14 protein-coding genes are annotated in these 17051 nt (G+C 53.9%); 8 read left to right on the top strand and 6 right to left on the bottom strand.

Features of this window, described 5'->3' with window-relative positions:
- Positions 1 to 102 precede the first annotated feature (102 nt).
- The 4 genes from JOE25_RS19470 to JOE25_RS19455 all read right to left on the bottom strand — a co-directional run bounded on the left by JOE25_RS19470 (position 103) and on the right by JOE25_RS19455 (position 3192).
- Entirely contained in the window at positions 103 to 1119 is a 1017-nt protein-coding gene (locus tag JOE25_RS19470) for a LacI family DNA-binding transcriptional regulator (RefSeq protein WP_209638138.1), read from the bottom strand.
- A 145-nt stretch (positions 1120 to 1264) separates the two neighbouring features.
- Positions 1265 to 1927: an OmpA family lipoprotein gene (locus JOE25_RS19465; protein ID WP_209638030.1), complete on the bottom strand. Its 663-nt coding sequence runs from the start codon at positions 1925 to 1927 to the stop codon at positions 1265 to 1267.
- Between the two features lie 267 nt (positions 1928 to 2194).
- The gene (locus JOE25_RS19460) at positions 2195 to 2629 is read right to left on the bottom strand and encodes an N-acetyltransferase (RefSeq protein ID WP_209638136.1); all 435 of its coding nucleotides are present in this window, start codon (positions 2627 to 2629) and stop codon (positions 2195 to 2197) included.
- Positions 2626 to 3192, bottom strand: coding sequence for a DNA-3-methyladenine glycosylase I (locus tag JOE25_RS19455; RefSeq protein ID WP_209638028.1), 567 nt, complete (start codon positions 3190 to 3192; stop codon positions 2626 to 2628). Before JOE25_RS19455 ends, JOE25_RS19460 begins: the two co-directional genes overlap by 4 nt.
- 197 nt (positions 3193 to 3389) lie before the next feature.
- Between JOE25_RS19455 and JOE25_RS19450 the strand changes: the two genes are divergently transcribed.
- From JOE25_RS19450 to glyS, 4 genes are all read left to right on the top strand, one after another.
- Positions 3390 to 5381, top strand: coding sequence for an autotransporter domain-containing protein (locus JOE25_RS19450; RefSeq protein WP_209638026.1), 1992 nt, complete (start codon positions 3390 to 3392; stop codon positions 5379 to 5381).
- Positions 5382 to 6081: 700 nt separating this feature from the next.
- Complete coding sequence (locus JOE25_RS19445) at positions 6082 to 6825, top strand: LuxR family transcriptional regulator (protein ID WP_209638024.1); 744 nt, start codon at positions 6082 to 6084, stop codon at positions 6823 to 6825.
- A gap of 157 nt (positions 6826 to 6982) precedes the next feature.
- Positions 6983 to 7897, top strand: a complete 915-nt coding sequence (glyQ, locus tag JOE25_RS19440) for a glycine--tRNA ligase subunit alpha (protein ID WP_012004542.1) — start codon at positions 6983 to 6985, stop codon at positions 7895 to 7897.
- Positions 7898 to 7906: 9 nt separating this feature from the next.
- On the top strand, positions 7907 to 9976 hold the full coding sequence (gene glyS / locus JOE25_RS19435) for a glycine--tRNA ligase subunit beta (RefSeq protein WP_209638022.1): 2070 nt from the start codon (positions 7907 to 7909) through the stop codon (positions 9974 to 9976).
- 38 nt (positions 9977 to 10014) lie between these two features.
- Here glyS and JOE25_RS19430 read toward each other — a convergent pair whose 3' ends face one another.
- On the bottom strand, positions 10015 to 11019 hold the full coding sequence (locus JOE25_RS19430; protein ID WP_209638021.1) for a Fic family protein: 1005 nt from the start codon (positions 11017 to 11019) through the stop codon (positions 10015 to 10017).
- A 238-nt stretch (positions 11020 to 11257) separates the two neighbouring features.
- Between JOE25_RS19430 and JOE25_RS19425 the strand changes: the two genes are divergently transcribed.
- The 4 genes from JOE25_RS19425 to JOE25_RS19410 all read left to right on the top strand — a co-directional run bounded on the left by JOE25_RS19425 (position 11258) and on the right by JOE25_RS19410 (position 16383).
- The gene (locus JOE25_RS19425; RefSeq protein ID WP_037421136.1) at positions 11258 to 11977 is read left to right on the top strand and encodes a DUF3053 domain-containing protein; all 720 of its coding nucleotides are present in this window, start codon (positions 11258 to 11260) and stop codon (positions 11975 to 11977) included.
- Between the two features lie 548 nt (positions 11978 to 12525).
- Positions 12526 to 14442, top strand: coding sequence for a PTS mannitol transporter subunit IICBA (locus tag JOE25_RS19420; protein ID WP_209638019.1), 1917 nt, complete (start codon positions 12526 to 12528; stop codon positions 14440 to 14442).
- Positions 14443 to 14503: 61 nt separating this feature from the next.
- Positions 14504 to 15658, top strand: a complete 1155-nt coding sequence (locus JOE25_RS19415) for a mannitol-1-phosphate 5-dehydrogenase (RefSeq protein ID WP_209638017.1) — start codon at positions 14504 to 14506, stop codon at positions 15656 to 15658.
- A 173-nt stretch (positions 15659 to 15831) separates the two neighbouring features.
- A complete protein-coding gene (locus JOE25_RS19410) occupies positions 15832 to 16383 on the top strand; it encodes an MltR family transcriptional regulator (protein WP_037421127.1) in 552 nt (183 codons plus the stop codon).
- Here the strand turns inward: JOE25_RS19410 and JOE25_RS19405 are convergent.
- Positions 16380 to 16988, bottom strand: a complete 609-nt coding sequence (locus JOE25_RS19405) for a LysE family translocator (protein ID WP_209638015.1) — start codon at positions 16986 to 16988, stop codon at positions 16380 to 16382. The two genes, JOE25_RS19410 and JOE25_RS19405, sit on opposite strands and share 4 nt — an antisense overlap.
- Positions 16989 to 17051 lie beyond the last annotated feature (63 nt).

Below are 17051 nucleotides of genomic sequence, written 5' to 3'. Positions count from 1 at the left end.
CAGAATGTAAAAATATGATCGCAATCACGAACATGAGCAAAAAATAATCTGGGTAGTGTAGTGAGGGCGCCACAAACCGCGCCCTGACAGGAAAGAAGAGAGTTATCGGGTGGTGGAGCCGCGCACGATCAGTTCGCCGGGGAACATCTGTTCGCTGATGGGGGTATCCAGCCCTTGAATACGTTGCACCAATTGTTCAAGTGCGGCATGGCCCATTTGATAGGTGGGTTGTTTCAGCGTGGTGATGCCGACACCGGCCAGTTCGGCCCACTCCAGCTCGTCAAAACCCAGCAGGCCAATATCGCTACCCCATTGGATACCCAGGCGGCGCATGGCACGTGCCACCTGAAGCGTCAGGGCGCCGTTGGCGGAAATCACCGCTTTGCGCATGCCACGATGGCGGGTATTGAAGTTGCTGAGTACGTCTTCCAGTTGCTTCACGTCGTTAAGCGGGGTTTCTGCCTGCTCAGCCAATAATCCGGCATGTTGCGCCATGGTTTGATTAAAAGCGTGCAGTCGCTCCAGCCGGGTATTCACCGTGCCGATCGGTTCGCTGAGGAACAAAATGGCTTCGAATCCCTGTTGCAGCAGGTGTTCCGTGGCGACAGTTGCCGCTTCGTGGTTATTGAGGCCCACGACGTCACAGGCGAAATCATGAATTTTGCGGTCGATCAGCACCATAGGCAGCATGGATTGTTGCAGTGTCGACAGTGCCTCTTCGCGCATACCAACGGCATTAACCACAATGCCTTCTACCCGATAGCTGCTGAGCAGTTGCAGGTAGTGCTGTTCTTGGTTGACCTCATTGTTGGTGTTACATACCAACAGGGTAAAACCGTGCTGGCGGCAGGCCGCTTCGATGCCGCGCATGACGTCTACTGAATAGGGATTGGTGATATCGGCGATGATGAGCCCAATCAACCGGGTTTGTCCGCCCTTCAGGCTACGCGCCATCTGGCTGGGCCGATAGTCGAGCTGGTGGATCGCCTGTTCAATACGCTGTTTGAGATCGTCAGAAAGCAGGTGCTGCTCACCATTCAGATAGCGCGACACGCTGGTTTTACCTGTCTTGGCGGTTTTCGCCACATCGCTAATGGTGGCTCGCCCCGAGGCGCGTATTGCCTTAACACTGCTCACAGCCGATCTCCCCTGTGGTTAATTGCCAAGGAGACTAACACACCCGATGCGGAGCCGGGAATGTTCAATGGGAGACAGTCAGGAATGCGGGGATAAGTAGCGGCGGGGCATAACACCCCGCACGAGATTACTGCAGTGGGCTGAGCGTGATCTCAACGCGACGGTTTTGCGCTTTGCCTTCTGCCGTGCTGTTGGAGGCGATCGGGTTATCCGGGCCGGCACCTGACGTACGGATACGGTTTGCCGCCACACCCTGAGTGATCAGCGCACTGCCAACGCCGTCGGCGCGTTGCTGCGACAGGGTCATGTTCAGTGAACGGGAGCCGGTGCTGTCGGTATAACCGATCACGTTAACTGCCGTTTTCGGATATTCCTTCAGAACCATGGCAACGCCGGTCAGGGTGTTGGCGCCTGCCGGTTTGAGGGTGGCGCTGCTGCTGTCGAAGGTGACATTGTTCGGCATGTTCAGCACGATATTGTCGCCCTGACGGGTGACGCTAACGCCAGTGCCTTTCATTTTGTCGCGCAGTTTGGCTTCCTGCACGTCCATATAATACCCTGCGCCGCCGCCAAGGGCTGCACCGGCCGCCGCGCCGATCAGCGCGCCTTTGCCGCGATCTTTCTTCGATGAGGACAGCATGCCTACGCCTGCGCCCAATGCCGCGCCGATCCCTGCGCCAATACCGGATTTGCCGGCTTCAGATTCCCCGGTATACGGGTTAGTGGTACAGGCAGACAGCGTGAGCGCAACGCTCACCGCGCCGGCAATAATCGCAATGCGTTTTTTCATGTTTTTTCCTTTGTGGCATCAGAATCTGTGTGCGTCAGTCCAATTTGGGGGACGCTAAAAAAACCATTGGCAACCCGGCATACCGAGCTGCGGCGCTACTATGACGCGTATCCTCTCCAGCAGTTCCGGAAAGAAACGTGACAAATTATAAGTAGCTACAGGCTGCGGCAGTTATCCGGGAAAAAGCAGGGGAATACTATGCAGCGGATTCTGAATTGAGCGCACTTCGGAGCGGAGTGCGCCATTTTTAGCCAAAAGTGACAGAGTTTAACGCGTGGATGCCCAGTTCATGATCAACGTATAGGCCTGAGTTTCTTCATTAAACAGGCGTTGCGTGACCTGGAAACCTTGCTTGTGGTAGAACGCGCAGGCCCGAAGATTTTGCTGGTACACTTCCAGGCTTAGCTGAGGGTAACGTTGTTGTACGTGCGCCATTAGCGCCTGAGCGACGCCATGCCCGTGAAACGCCTGTTCAACAAATAACGCACCAATGAAGCGTTGATCCAATACGCTGATAAACCCGACGATCTCCCCCGCATGCCAATATGCCCAGCTATGTGCTCGCGGCAGGTAGTTTTCCCGCACCAGGGTTTCGCTTTCCTGCCAGTAGCTTTCTTTTACAAATGGATGGGCTGCGACAGTGCTGGGCAACCACAGGGCCATCAACCGTTCAATATCGGACGGCTGACAAGGGTGGATCAATGCGGCTTTGGGTAGCAGAGGCACCCTGTTAGATGATCGTTCACCAGCCCGCTGGCTTGCATAAAGGCATAGCAGGTGGTGGAACCAATAAATTTGAAGCCGCGCTTTTTCAGCGCTTTGGACAAGGCGTCTGAACGTTCGGTTTTCGCTGGCACCTGGGCGAGTTCTTGCCAGCGATTGAGTTGAGGCTCGCCATCGACAAATGCCCAAATAAAGGTGACAAAATCCTCACCGGCCGCTTCCATCGCCAGATAGGCCCGGGCGTTGGCAATGATGGCTTCAAGTTTGCCCCGGTGGCGGATGATACCGCTATTTTGCATCAGCGCTTCCACCTCTTGTTCGCCCATGGCGGCTATCCGGTGCGGATCGAAATTGTGGAAGGCACGTCGGTAATTTTCACGTTTTTTAAGCACGGTGATCCAGGACAGGCCAGCCTGTTGCCCTTCCAGGCACAGCATTTCAAACAGTTCGTGCGCATCCGTGGTCGGCGCCCCCCATTCCTTGTCGTGATACTCGAGGTATAACGGATCTGCCGTCACCCAACCGCAACGTTCGCTGGTCATACTGACTGTCCTTATGCTGTGTTTATCTACAGTAATCATCGCCCGAAGCGGTGAACTTGGCAAGCCCCTGATTGTTTTATCATCAGCCAGCTTGACGTGACGAAAAAGCCAGCAATATTTACTACATGGCCGGCAATTAAAAAGGCCAATGATAAGACCGTATTTTCCTTCATTTGCTGGCTCTCAGGAGTCTATTCATGCCTCTAAAAATAACGTGCATGTCCCGCCCAGCGGCGCTTGCAGTGGCGATATTATGCAGTATGACTACCCCGGCACAGGCTTATGACCAACTTTATGTGTTTGGCGACAGCCTGAGCGACACGGGCAACAATGGCCGTTTTACCTACGACAGCAATAAGCATCCGTTATATGACGAAGTGCTGGCGCAGCGCATTGGTGCTGCATTAGTGGCTTCAGATGATGGGGGCTATAACTACGCTGCGGGTGGTGGCGTCGCGGTACCGGCACTCAACCCGGCGGACAACACTCAGGATCAGGTACAGAGCTACCTCAACCGGGTCAATGGCCGGGCAGATGGCGAGGGTCTGTATATTCACTGGATTGGCGGTAACGATCTGGCAGCGGCGGCGTTAAATCCGGCAACCGCGCCGGGGGTTGCCTATAACAGCGCGGCGGCAGCGGCGGCGCAGGTTCACTCGTTGCTGAATGCTGGCGCCGGAACGGTGATCGTACCGACGGTACCGAATATTGGATCTACGCCACAGTTGATGGAGCTGATTATCCAGCAGGCGCTAACCCCGGTGCAAAACGCGGCGGTACAGGCTGCCTATGCCACGCTTAATTCATTGGCCACGCCAGATAATGCCTCGCGGACTCAGGCTATCCACCAAGCCCTGACGGCCGCAGCGGCGCAGGGCAGCACAATCCCACAGGTACAGCAGGCAATTGCCGCACAGTTGATTGCCGCTTTTGACAGCCTAAGTGCGCAAGCCGGGCAACTGACCGATTTTTATAATCAGAACGAAGATCGCCTGCTGGCGCAGGGGGGCGGTAATATCGTTCGGGTTGACGTGAACAAACTGTTTAGTGAGGCGATCGCCAATCCGGCGCAGTTCGGTTTCACCAATACCGCAGGCATGGCGTGCCCGCCGGGTGTTTCTTCAGCAGTGTGCAGTTCGGCCATGCCTGGTTTCGACAGTAGCCAGTCCTATCTGTTTGCTGACCATTTCCACCCCAGCCCGCAGGCTCATCTGCTGATCGCCGATTACATTCAGGCGGTGCTGGACGGCCCGGCACAGGTTGTGGCGCTGAATCAGGCGACAGCGGCTATGGCACGTGACAGCCGCGCGACCCTCGACAGCCGGTTCCAACAGTTGCGCAGTAACGATAATAACCCGCAAGGGGCGTTGGGCGTGTTCGGTGGTTACGCCGGGCAACACTATGATTACTCTTCCAATCTTGCAGCGGGTGACGGCAACGCCACCACCCATAACTTGACGGTTGGGGTGGATTACCAACTGACGGATGCCTGGCTGGTCGGCGCGCTGATCTCGGGCTCCAATGATGACCAACAACCCTCTAGTCGCTATGAATACAAAGCGCGTGGCCTGCTGTTTTCGGCTTTTACCTCTCTCAGCGTGTTTGAGCACGGTTGGGTGAATGCCGATGTGCACTATGCGACGATGAATTACGATGATATTCGCCGCAGCATGCAGCTTGGATCGCTAACCCGTACTGAAACCGGCAGTACCGATGGTAAGCAATGGGGGGCTCGCGTGACGACCGGTTACGATTTCCCCATTACCTCTTACCTGACTACGGGGCCTATGGCGCAGTTTGCCTGGGATTACAGCAATGTCTCTGGCTACAGCGAGGACGGCAACGACAGCACGGCGATGCGATTTAATGACCAGACCTACCATTCGCAGATCGGTGCCTTGGGTTGGCGGCTGGACACGAAATTTGGCCTGTTCAACCCGTACGCTGAGGTGAGCTACCAACATCAGTTTGGTGATGATGTTTATCGCGCTGGCGGCGGGCTAAAATCCACGCAGACTTCGTTTACCCGCGACAGTGCCAACCAGGATAAGAATTGGGTGGACGTGACGTTGGGAGCGAACATGCCACTGACCGATCAGGTCGCGGCATTCGCCACCGTTTCACAAACCGGCGGCCTGAGCAGCGGCGAACAGTTTATGTATAACGTTGGTGTTAGCGCGCGGTTTTAAAAGCTTGGGTGGGACCTAAGTGCGGGGCCCACCCACAGAATTTTTATTGCGATTAAGCCCGTCAACTTATGCGACAAAAATCACAGAATTGCCACAAGGTACGGTCCTTTCTGGGACGGGCTGATATAGCGTGTCATTTGATGATAAATCATTAAATTTCAGTTTGATAAAACTTCCTGTGTGTTTTCCCAGTTAGGGGATCTTTATCGTTGTGGTGTTAAAAAAAGCGTTTTCTTGGAATCAGATACGAAGATTCCAGAGTGGCTACCCTTTCGAGCTATTTACATATCTGATGAAAAGGCATAGTGTAAGCACTGTACTTTAGTAGGGTGCTTGGTGATTTGAGCGCTAACAGCGACGAAATAGGAAGTTTAAAAAAAGGTCGCTTTACAACTTATGCTCCAACGCCAGGGAATCATTATCTATCAACAAGATAACGTTTTTTTAGTCGCTCAAGCCACATGAGTGGACTGTCGGTAATCCTCCTCCTCTCAGCACTGCCCAGACATGTTCATCCTGGGCCAATTCACCACATTGCTTGCTGATTTCTCAGCATACCCAATCATTCCTTGCCTTAGCCTTATCTTGGAAAATCTTAGGCAAGTTAATATAACTATCAGTGTGATCATTTCGATATATTGTGCTAATCCTATTGGCATTATCATGCTATGTTATATTTTTGTTTCAAGGAGGTGTGTAGGTGTCTAGATCATTCTTCGATAATGAAATTATCAATAATGAAATCAAAAGAGATTTAGAGAGTGAGCTTACGAAGTATAATAATATAAAATATGTTTATGCGATAATGAACAAAAGGAATCCGGTTGATTTTTCTGTCATCTCAAACAGAACAGATTGGTTTGAACTCTATACAAAAAATAACTTTCAGTTTATTGATCCTGTGCTTATCACCGCTTCCAATCGTCTAACACCTTTCTCTTGGGATGAAAACCTCATTGTTGAGCCTGGGGTGAAGTTCTCTACGTTATTCGACGCGGCAAAAGGGTATAACATCGTTAATGGCTATACTTTTGTGCTTCATGACCATCACCATAACCTTGTTGTGTTATCTTTTTTTCTGGATGGCCACCATTCTGGTGACGTGGGAAAATTAGAGAAAAACAAAAATAAACTGCAGATGTTATTAATAATTACCCATGAGTCATTAATCACAAAATACCAGAATATAAATAGCGTCGGGTACTTTGAAAGAATAAATGGAAAGGAAATCTTCTCTGCGCGTGAAAATGAGGTGCTTTACCTGGCAAGTATGGGGAAATCCTATCAGGAAATAGCTCTTATTTTGGGGGTGAAGCTGACGACGATAAAATATCATATTGGTAACGCAGTAAAAAAATTGGGTGTTACCAATGCCAAACACGCCATTAGGCTTGGGATGGAGCTGCAGCTTATCCGGCCGGTGCTCCTTGATGTGGAAAAATGATGCGGTCCATTGAGTTTAACGGCTCTAAAAGGCGGTATTAAACCGGTTTCTTCTCGAAGATTCGCACTTGTTGCTGGATTCAGGCTGTATATCTTACGGTCAACGGGTATACTGGCGCATCCCATTTAAATCCACTTGTATCGCGTGCGAATTCAACATGCAAAAGTTTGATACCAAGACCTTTCAGGGCCTGATCCTGACACTGCAGGACTATTGGGCGCGCCAAGGCTGCACCATCGTTCAACCGCTGGACATGGAAGTTGGCGCGGGAACCTCACACCCGATGACGTGCCTGCGCGCACTGGGGCCGGAGCCAATGGCCACCGCCTATGTGCAACCGTCCCGCCGTCCAACCGACGGTCGCTACGGTGAAAACCCGAACCGCCTGCAACATTACTACCAGTTCCAGGTAGTGATTAAGCCATCGCCGGACAACATTCAGGAACTGTACCTGGGCTCGTTGAAAGAGCTGGGTCTGGATCCGACCATTCACGACATCCGCTTCGTTGAAGACAACTGGGAAAACCCGACGCTCGGCGCCTGGGGCCTGGGTTGGGAAGTGTGGCTGAACGGCATGGAAGTGACGCAATTCACTTACTTCCAGCAGGTTGGCGGTATGGAGTGCAAGCCAGTCACTGGTGAGATCACTTACGGCCTTGAACGTCTGGCGATGTACATTCAGGGCGTGGACAGCGTTTACGATCTGGTGTGGAGCGACGGTCCGTTGGGCGTTACCACCTATGGCGATGTGTTCCACCAGAACGAAGTGGAACAGTCCACTTACAACTTCGAATACGCTGACGTGGACTTCCTGTTCTCCTGCTTCGAGCAGTACGAGAAAGAAGCTCAGTCGCTGCTGGCGCTGGAAAAACCACTGCCGTTGCCGGCGTACGAACGTATTCTGAAGGCTGGCCACACCTTCAACCTGTTGGATGCGCGCAAGGCGATCTCCGTGACTGAGCGCCAGCGTTATATTCTGCGTATCCGCACGCTGACCAAAGCCGTTGCTGAGGCCTACTACGCTTCCCGCGAAGCGCTGGGCTTCCCAATGTGCAAAAAGAACAAGAGCTAAGAGGCAGCCATGACTCAACAGACTTTCCTGGTGGAAATCGGCACGGAAGAGCTGCCGCCGAAGGCTCTTCGTTCACTGGCAGAAGCTTTTGCCGCGAATTTTACCGCCGAGCTGGATAACGCCAATCTCGAACACGGCGAAGTGAGCTGGTTTGCCGCTCCGCGCCGTCTGGCGTTGAAAGTGGCTAACTTGAGCGCTGCACAGGCCGATCGCGAAGTCGAAAAACGCGGCCCGGCAATTGCTCAGGCGTTTGACGCCGAAGGCAAACCCAGCAAAGCGGCCGAAGGTTGGGCTCGCGGTTGTGGTATCACCGTCGATCAGGCCGAACGCCTGGCTACCGACAAAGGTGAATGGTTGCTGTATCGCGCCCATGTTAAAGGTCAGTCCGCACAAGCGCTGCTGGCGGGCATGGTCAGCAGTTCGCTGGCCAAGTTACCGATCCCGAAATTGATGCGCTGGGGTGATTCCGACGTGCAGTTCGTGCGTCCGGTTCACACCGTGACGATGCTGCTGGGTGCAGAGCTGATCCCGGGCACCGTGCTGGGTATTGATTCTGCCCGCACCCTTCGCGGCCATCGCTTTATGGGCGAAGCTGAATTCACTGTCGATAACGCCGACCAATACCCGCAGATCCTGCAGGAACGCGGCAAGGTCATCGCCGATTACGATACGCGCAAAGCGCTGATCAAGCGTGACGCTGAACTGGCGGCAGCGAAGCTTGGTGGTAAAGCCGATCTGAGCGAAAACCTGCTGGAAGAAGTGGCTTCGTTGGTAGAATGGCCGGTGGTATTGACCGCTAAATTCGAAGAAAAATTCCTGGCAGTACCGGCGGAAGCGTTGGTGTACACCATGAAGGGCGACCAAAAGTATTTCCCGGTGTATGACGCCGCGGGCAAACTGATGCCGAACTTTATCTTCGTCGCCAATATCGAATCCAAAGATCCGCAGCAAATCATCTCCGGTAACGAGAAGGTAGTGCGTCCGCGTTTGGCTGATGCCGAATTCTTCTTCAACACCGACCGCAAGAAACGTCTGGAAGACAATCTGCCGCGTCTGGAAACCGTGCTGTTCCAACAGCAACTGGGGACCCTGCGTGACAAGACTGACCGTATTCAGGCGTTGGCAGGCTGGGTTGCCGGCCAGATTGGTGCCGACGTTAACCACGCTACCCGTGCAGGCCTGCTGTCGAAGTGCGATCTGATGACCAACATGGTCTTCGAATTCACCGACACCCAGGGCGTGATGGGTATGCACTACGCGCGCCATGACGGCGAAGCGGAAGACGTTGCCGTAGCGCTGAACGAGCAGTACCAGCCACGTTTTGCTGGTGATGCGCTGCCAGAATCACTGGTGGCTTGCTCACTGGCGATCGCCGACAAGATGGACACCCTGGCCGGTATTTTCGGCATCGGGCAGCATCCAAAAGGGGATAAAGACCCGTTTGCGCTGCGTCGTGCCGCATTGGGCGTGCTGCGTATCATCGTTGAGAAGAACCTGACGCTGGATCTGCAGACGCTGACCGAAGAGGCTGTGCGCCTTTACGGCAGCAAGCTGACCAACGCCAAGGTTGTCGATGACGTTGTCGAGTTCATGCTGGGTCGTTTCCGCGCTTGGTATCAGGAAGAAGGCCACGCGGTTGACACCATTCAGGCTGTGCTGGCACGCCGTCCAACCAAACCGGCTGACTTTGATGCGCGTGTGAAGGCGGTAACGCACTTCCGTACGTTGGAAGCCGCGGCAGCGTTGGCTGCGGCCAACAAACGCGTTTCCAATATCTTGGCTAAGTCTACCGATACCTTGAATGACCGTGTACATGCCTCGATATTGAAAGAATCGGCTGAGATCAAACTGGCGACCCATCTGGTGGTGTTGCGCGATAAGCTGGAGCCGTATTTCGCCGCAGGCAACTATCAAGATGCGTTGGTAGAGCTGGCTGACCTGCGTGAACCGGTCGACGCCTTCTTCGACAACGTGATGGTGATGGCAGAAGACGACGCGGTGCGTGTGAACCGTCTGACGTTGCTGAGCAAGCTGCGTGAGCTGTTCCTGCAGGTGGCGGATATTTCCGTACTGCAGTAAACCGTCCTGTCAGGAAAAGGCGCCTTAGGGCGCCTTTTTTATTGCTGCTGACGTAAAGCCTTGCCCTGCGCGGTGAGCCGGTATTTCTGCAGGCGGCTGTTGGGTTTTTCCGGTAATGTCATTTCAATCAGTTGCGCGTTTAACGCTGGGCGTAAATAGCGCTCCCGGAAAGATTTCCTGTCCTGTAGTTGCAGTGCGTGTTGAATTTCCTCACGTGACAAATCCCCTTCCAGTATCGCCAATAGCTCACCGACTTGGGGGGTGACTTGGGGGGTGACTTGGGGGGTAAGGCTTTGCTCCAGCGCTCGCAAGATCATGTCCAGCATAAACTCGACAAAGGGGGCACAGTCGCTCTGCTGGTTGCTGTTATTCAGGGCCTGGTAATAGCCGGACTGATTGTCATGCACCAGGCTTTCAACGGGTACGTTGACAAACAAGGGATCCCAACGCGACAGGATCAGCGTTTGCCACAGCCTGCCCATTCGTCCGTTGCCGTCGGCGAAAGGATGAATAAATTCAAACTCATAATGAAATACGCAGCTACTGATCAGGGGGGGAAGATCTGTCTCTTTTAACCAGACCAGCAGTTGACGAATTAACAGGGAAACCCGTTCAGCCGGCGGTGCCATATGAATGACGACGTTGCCGTTCATGACCCCGACTCCGCCATGGCGATAATGCCCGGCATCCGGTAACAGACCTTCCATCAGCCCGCGGTGTGCAGCGAGTAAATCCTCTTCTAGCACGGGATGCCAGTTGCTCAAATTTCCATAGCAACGAATGGCATTGAGCGCTTCCTGGATATCACGAGGTGGCGCAATAATGCGTTTACCCTCGATGATGGCGGTGATCTGTTCTTCGCTCAACGTATTGCCCTCTATAGCCAGAGAGCCCTGAATAGTGCGGATCTGGTTGATGCGGCGCAGCCGTAAAGCATGCTCTTGTTCGGCCTGCATTTTTAAGTGCGCAAGCCGAGCGCCGACATCGGTTACCAGATGCAGAATGCGTGAACTGATGGTCAAGGGTGGCTGATAAGATGACATACGCAGCTTTGCCCGGTGATAAATGAAACAAAAGTGTATCATGCCCCTGAGCCGGCACAGTAGCCTCTTGGCACCGAGCTCATAGCCTGGTAAGTGGGCCTTTCACTGAAGAATAGCCCCTGAACGGTGAATCGCGTATCGGATCGCACTCAGTTGATCTATTCTTATAGGCGCAAGGAGTGCAGCAAAAGGGACGGAGTCCGATGAAAAAGCAGGTTTATAACAGGAGTTATGTCACATGGCGGTAGGGATCCAGAGCAGGAGTTTCGCGCGTTGGTTGGCCCCGGTATTGGCATTGTTGGTGGTCATGCAGCTGACTGCCTGCGGCGATAAAGAGCCGGAACAACGCAAGGCGTTTATTGATTACTTACAGAATACGGTGATGCGCAGCGGCGCGAAAATCCCGACGCTGAGCGAAGACCAGAAACAGAAATTCGGTAACTATGCCGGGGATTACGCCATCTTGGTCGGTTTTTCCCAGCAATTGTCCAAGTCATTGGATGCGAGCCTGACACCGGCGTTGGATCAGATTAACCAGATCCGCACCGCACAGGACTACATGAGCAAACGTGATACGTTGCAGCAGTCCGTTGGAGCGCTGAACCTGCTGGGGCAGCAGATTCAGTCGGCGAAGTCACAGGCAGACACTGCCCGGGCAGCACTGAAGCAACCCGACGATCTGAAAGCCGTATATAACCAGGCTTATGACAAGATTGTCACCGGGCCGGCCAATGCGCTGATGCCGGTTATTCCTACCACCGCCAGTTTCGTCCAGGATCTGGTTCAGGTCGGGGATTTCCTGCGTACCCAAGGTAATCAGGTTAGCTTCAACAATAACGGCGTGCAGTTCCGTACTTCCCAGCAGGCGACGCAGTACAACACCATGATGTCGAATCTGGTGGCCAAGCAGCAGGATTTACTGAATGCACAGAAAACCGTCTCAAGCGTGACCCAGTAATTGTAGAAAGGCCGAAGCCGATGTTCCGGCTTCTGCCTTTCTGTTCCAGGTATTCCCTTCCAGTCTTTCCAACGGCTTGCCCACTTCTTGCGCGACGCTTCTGTACTACACTTCAATTAATCATCGTTTTTCGACATGTAGTTTTCTTTCATTCATCGCCCCGTTATTTCCCGACGGGATGAATGCTCACAGGGAAGACCACCCCCAAGCCAGGATTCGGTAGTGACCGAAAAATAGATTGTGATAAACATCACAATTTAAAAACAAACACGCATCAATTAAATGTGACCAGCATCACATTTAATTGAGTTTTAGGCGCATTTTGTTCTCGTTGTGGCTTTTTTACACTCATTAAATGTGAGCTGCATCACTATAAGTAACCTGTTTATGGGGGTGTTTGTGTGATGTTAATCACAAAAAATCCGTGAAGTTCGCGCGGTAAAAACAGCGTGATAGAGTCCATTGCGCATACAGCAACAACACGGCTGGATCGTAACAACAATAATCACGCGCTCTATTGTCAGCGCGTAACAATAGGGGTGTGTTTTATGTTTTCACCAGACATCAAAGTCAAAGTTCAAAACTTTGGCCGCTTCTTAAGCAACATGGTGATGCCCAACATTGGCGCATTTATCGCCTGGGGTATCATCACTGCCTTATTCATTCCTACAGGTTGGCTGCCTAACGAAACCTTAGCCAAGCTGGTTGGCCCAATGATCACCTATCTGCTGCCGTTGCTTATCGGTTTCACCGGTGGCCGGTTGGTCGGTGGCGATCGCGGTGGCGTGGTCGGTGCGATCACCACCATGGGTGTGATTGTCGGTGCTGACATGCCGATGTTCCTCGGCGCGATGATTGCGGGTCCGTTGGGTGGCTGGGCGATAAAGCATTTTGACCGCTGGGTAGACGGCAAGATCAAAAGCGGTTTTGAGATGCTGGTGAACAACTTCTCTGCCGGCATTATCGGCATGCTGCTGGCAATTCTGGCCTTCTTGGGCATAGGCCCACTGGTCGAAGTGCTGTCGAAGCTATTGGCAGCCGGCGTGCATGTGATGGTGGTGAACAACCTGCTGCCACTGGCGTCGATCTTCGTCGAACCGGCGAAAATTCTCTTCCTGAACAACGCTATCAACCACGGCATCTTCTCGCCGCTGGGCATCCAGCAGGCGACCGAAGCCGGCAAATCTGTCTTCTTCCTGATCGAAGCTAACCCAGGCCCGGGTATGGGCGTGCTGATGGCCTACATGTTCTTTGGTCGCGGTAGTGCCAAGCAGTCTGCGGGCGGTGCGGCAATCATCCATTTCCTGGGGGGTATCCACGAAATCTACTTCCCGTACGTGCTGATGAATCCACGCCTGCTGCTGGCGGTAATCCTGGGCGGCATGACCGGCGTATTCACGCTCACCATGCTGAACGGCGGCCTGGTGTCCCCGGCCTCACCGGGTTCGATCCTGGCGGTGCTGGCAATGACGCCAAAAGGCGCTTACTTCGCCAACATTGCAGCCGTGGTTGCGGCCTTTGCCGTGTCCTTCGTGGTGTCAGCGTTCCTGCTGAAAACGTCAAAAGTGAAAGAAGAGGATGATCTGGAAGAAGCGACTCGCCGCATGCAGGAAATGAAGTCTCAGTCCAAAGGGGGTGCAGCGGCACACGCAGCGGTAGATGGTGATCTGACGACGGTGCGCAAAATCATCGTCGCCTGCGATGCCGGTATGGGGTCCAGTGCGATGGGCGCTGGCGTACTGCGCAAGAAGGTGGCGGACGCTGGGTTGAAAAACATTTCGGTGACCAACAGTGCCATCAACAGCCTGCCGGATGATGTCGATCTGGTGATCACCCACCGTGATCTGACTGAGCGTGCGATGCGCCATGCGCCTCAGGCTCAGCATATTTCGCTGACCAACTTCCTCGACAGCAAGCTGTACAGCGATCTGACCGAGCGCCTGGTGGCCGCTAACAAAACCACGGATAACCAGCAGAAAGTCATCAGCACACTGGACGATAGCTTTGAGGCGTCCGAACAAAACCTGTTCAGACTCAGTGAAAGCAACGTGTTCCTTAACTTACAGGCCAGCGACAAAGAGCAGGCGATTCGCTTTGCCGGTGAACAGCTGGTCAAAGGCGGCTACGTTGAGCCGGAATACGTCCCGGCGATGCTGGAACGCGAAAAACTGACCTCTACCTACCTGGGTGAGTCGATCGCCGTACCGCACGGTACCATCGAAGCCAAAGACCGGGTATTGCGTACCGGTGTGGTGTTCTGCCAATACCCGCAGGGTGTGCGTTTCGGTGATGAAGAGGATGAAGTGGCGCGGTTGGTTATCGGTATCGCAGCACGCAACAACGAACACATCCAGGTGATTACCAGCCTGACCAATGCATTGGATGACGACGGTGTCATCGAACGGCTGGCGAACACGACCAGCGTGCAGGAAGTGCTGGATCTGCTGGGCGGCAAAAAAGCCTGATAACAGAATCATTTTAAGGGGTGCAGCTTGCTGCACCCTTCGACATTAGAAAGGTAGGACTATGAAAGCATTACATTTCGGTGCGGGAAATATTGGGCGAGGTTTTATCGGCAAGCTGTTGGCGGATGCGCACGCCGAACTGACCTTTGCCGACGTTAACCAGACGGTGCTGGACCTGCTGAACAGCCGTAAAAGCTATCAGGTTCACGTGGTTGGCGAGCAGGCCCGGGTCGAACAGGTCAACAATGTCAGTGCAGTTAACAGCGGCAGTGACGAGGCGGTTGCATTGATCGCCGAAGCGGATATCGTGACCACCGCCGTGGGCCCACAAATCCTGGCTAAAATTGCGGGCACGATCGCCAAAGGGCTTAGCAAACGTCATCAGCAGGGTAACAGCCAACCGCTAAACATCATTGCCTGCGAGAACATGGTGCGTGGCACCAGCCAGTTAAAACAGCACGTGTTCGATGTGTTGCCGCAGGAAGATAAGGCGTGGGTCGAACAGCATGTTGGCTTCGTTGATTCGGCGGTTGACCGTATTGTGCCGCCGGCGGAAGCGGGTAGCAGCGATCCGCTGGAAGTGACGGTAGAAACCTTCAGCGAATGGATTGTTGACCAGACCCAGTTCAAAGGCCAACCACCGGCGATCGCCGGCATGGAACTGACCGATAACCTAATGGCATTTGTTGAGCGCAAGTTGTTTACGCTCAATACCGGCCATGCAATCACGGCTTATCTCGGGCAACAGGCTGGCTTGCTGACGATCCGCGATGCCATTCTCGACCCGGCGATCCGCCGCGTGGTAAAAGGCGCGATGGAAGAGAGCGGTGCCGTGTTGATCAAACGCTACGGCTTCGATGCTGCCAAGCACGCTGCTTACATCGACAAAATCCTCAGCCGTTTTGAGAACCCGTACCTGCATGACGACGTTGAGCGTGTGGGCCGTCAGCCGCTGCGTAAATTGAGTGCCGGCGACCGTCTGATCAAACCTCTGCTCGGTACGCTGGAATATGGCTTACCGCATGCCAATCTGATTCAGGGCATTGCTGCCGCGATGAGCTACCGCAGCGAACAGGATCCGCAGGCAAAAGAGCTGGTAGAACTGTTGGCCGAGTTGGGGCCGAAAGCCGCGCTGGCGCAAATTTCCGGTCTGCCGGCTGAAAGTGAGGTTGTAGAACAGGCCATTGCTATGTATAACGCCATGCAGCGCCAATAGGCTATTTTACTTGCCATTTTACGGTTGGGCAGTGCTCGAATTCCTCATGTACTACGTGTACGCTCCGGATTCTGCGCGCTGTCCGCTCGCAAACTGGCTGCGACAATAACGCCTATGGTATTAAATTAGTGACCGATACAGCATACCCCTCCCACGCCATTCGAAAAGCGACGATGGAAGAAGCACAGGCATTTGAAAATAAGGTTCTGGAAAGGCTGAACGCAGGCAAGACGGTGCGCAGTTTTCTGATCGCAGCGGTAGAGCTGTTGGCAGAAGCGCTCAACGTGCTGGTGGTGCAGGTGTTCCGTAAGGACGACTATGCGGTGAAGTATGCCGTCGAACCGCTATTGTCCGGTGCGGGCCCGCTGGGTGAACTGTCGGTGCGTCTGAAGCTGATGTATGGGCTGGGCGTGATCTCTCGCCATGAGTACGAAGACGCCGAGCTGCTGATGGCAATGCGTGAAGAGCTGAACCACGACGGCTCGGAATACCGTTTTGTCGATGATGAAATCCTCGGGCCCTTTGGCGAACTGCACTGCGTGGCTGCGCTGCCGCCGGTACCGACCTTCCTGCAGCCCGGCGAAGCGGAAGAATCGCTGATCGCCATGCAGCGTCAGCGATACCAGCAGGTGTTGCGCTCTACTATGGTGCTGTCGGTGACCGATTTGATCGCCGGTATCGGTGCCAAACAACCCTCCCGGCTTTCACCTCTCGGTCGCAGTTAAGCAAAGGCCGCACGCCACTCGTCGAATAACAGCCACAGCGCCGTGGCTGCCATCAATCCTGCCATTACGCCATTGAACAACCGCAGTTTCCAGGTCACCCGTAGCGCATCACGCAGACGATCGCCCAATATCGCCCACACCAATACGCAAGGAATGTTCAATGCGGTAAAACCGGCAATGATCATCAGCGTGTGGCTGAGGCTGGTCCCTTCGCGTGGGGTGAAGAGAATAGCCACGTTAATTGCCATCAGCCAGGCCTTAGGGTTTACCGCCTGGAACAGGGCGCCGTTGATTAAGCGCATCGGTTGCGCCTGTTGTTTGCCGTCCGGTGACGCGGCCTGGAATAATTTCCATGATAGCCAGAGTAGATAGGTACAGCCGATCACCGCCAGCGGAAAGCGAATCATACCGGCCCAACTCAGGATGAGCGCCAGCAGGGTGGTGGTCAGGGCCAGCTGCACCGCGCAACCGACGCTAATGCCAAATACCATCGGCAGCGTGCGGCGCAGGCCAAAGTTCACTCCGGACGATGCCAGCAGCAGGTTGTTGGGACCCGGCGTAATCGACATAACGGTGACATAACTGATAAAGGCTGAGTCCAACATAACGGGTTCCTTAAAGGGGACGGGAGCAAAGGAACCAGCATAAAACCTGTGGACGGATGGTGA

Origin of the sequence: Serratia sp. PL17 (assembly GCF_017832355.1) — a bacterium.
GTDB lineage: Bacteria > Pseudomonadota > Gammaproteobacteria > Enterobacterales > Enterobacteriaceae > Serratia.
Note: the sequence above shows the minus strand (reverse complement) of the source record. Positions and strands in the feature narration are given on the sequence as shown.

What these genes read in the sequence shown, in the direction of transcription:
- JOE25_RS19415 (WP_209638017.1), top strand. Translation starts at nt 14,504, where the DNA reads ATGAAAGCATTACATTTCGGTGCGGGAAATATTGGGCGAGGTTTTATC.
- glyQ (WP_012004542.1), top strand. Translation starts at nt 6,983, where the DNA reads ATGCAAAAGTTTGATACCAAGACCTTTCAGGGCCTGATCCTGACACTG.
- JOE25_RS19405 (WP_209638015.1), bottom strand. Translation starts at nt 16,988, where the DNA reads ATGTTGGACTCAGCCTTTATCAGTTATGTCACCGTTATGTCGATTACG.
- JOE25_RS19430 (WP_209638021.1), bottom strand. Translation starts at nt 11,019, where the DNA reads ATGTCATCTTATCAGCCACCCTTGACCATCAGTTCACGCATTCTGCAT.
- JOE25_RS19420 (WP_209638019.1), top strand. Translation starts at nt 12,526, where the DNA reads ATGTTTTCACCAGACATCAAAGTCAAAGTTCAAAACTTTGGCCGCTTC.
- JOE25_RS19410 (WP_037421127.1), top strand. Translation starts at nt 15,832, where the DNA reads ATGGAAGAAGCACAGGCATTTGAAAATAAGGTTCTGGAAAGGCTGAAC.
- JOE25_RS19450 (WP_209638026.1), top strand. Translation starts at nt 3,390, where the DNA reads ATGCCTCTAAAAATAACGTGCATGTCCCGCCCAGCGGCGCTTGCAGTG.
- JOE25_RS19425 (WP_037421136.1), top strand. Translation starts at nt 11,258, where the DNA reads ATGGCGGTAGGGATCCAGAGCAGGAGTTTCGCGCGTTGGTTGGCCCCG.
- glyS (WP_209638022.1), top strand. Translation starts at nt 7,907, where the DNA reads ATGACTCAACAGACTTTCCTGGTGGAAATCGGCACGGAAGAGCTGCCG.
- JOE25_RS19455 (WP_209638028.1), bottom strand. Translation starts at nt 3,192, where the DNA reads ATGACCAGCGAACGTTGCGGTTGGGTGACGGCAGATCCGTTATACCTC.
- JOE25_RS19465 (WP_209638030.1), bottom strand. Translation starts at nt 1,927, where the DNA reads ATGAAAAAACGCATTGCGATTATTGCCGGCGCGGTGAGCGTTGCGCTC.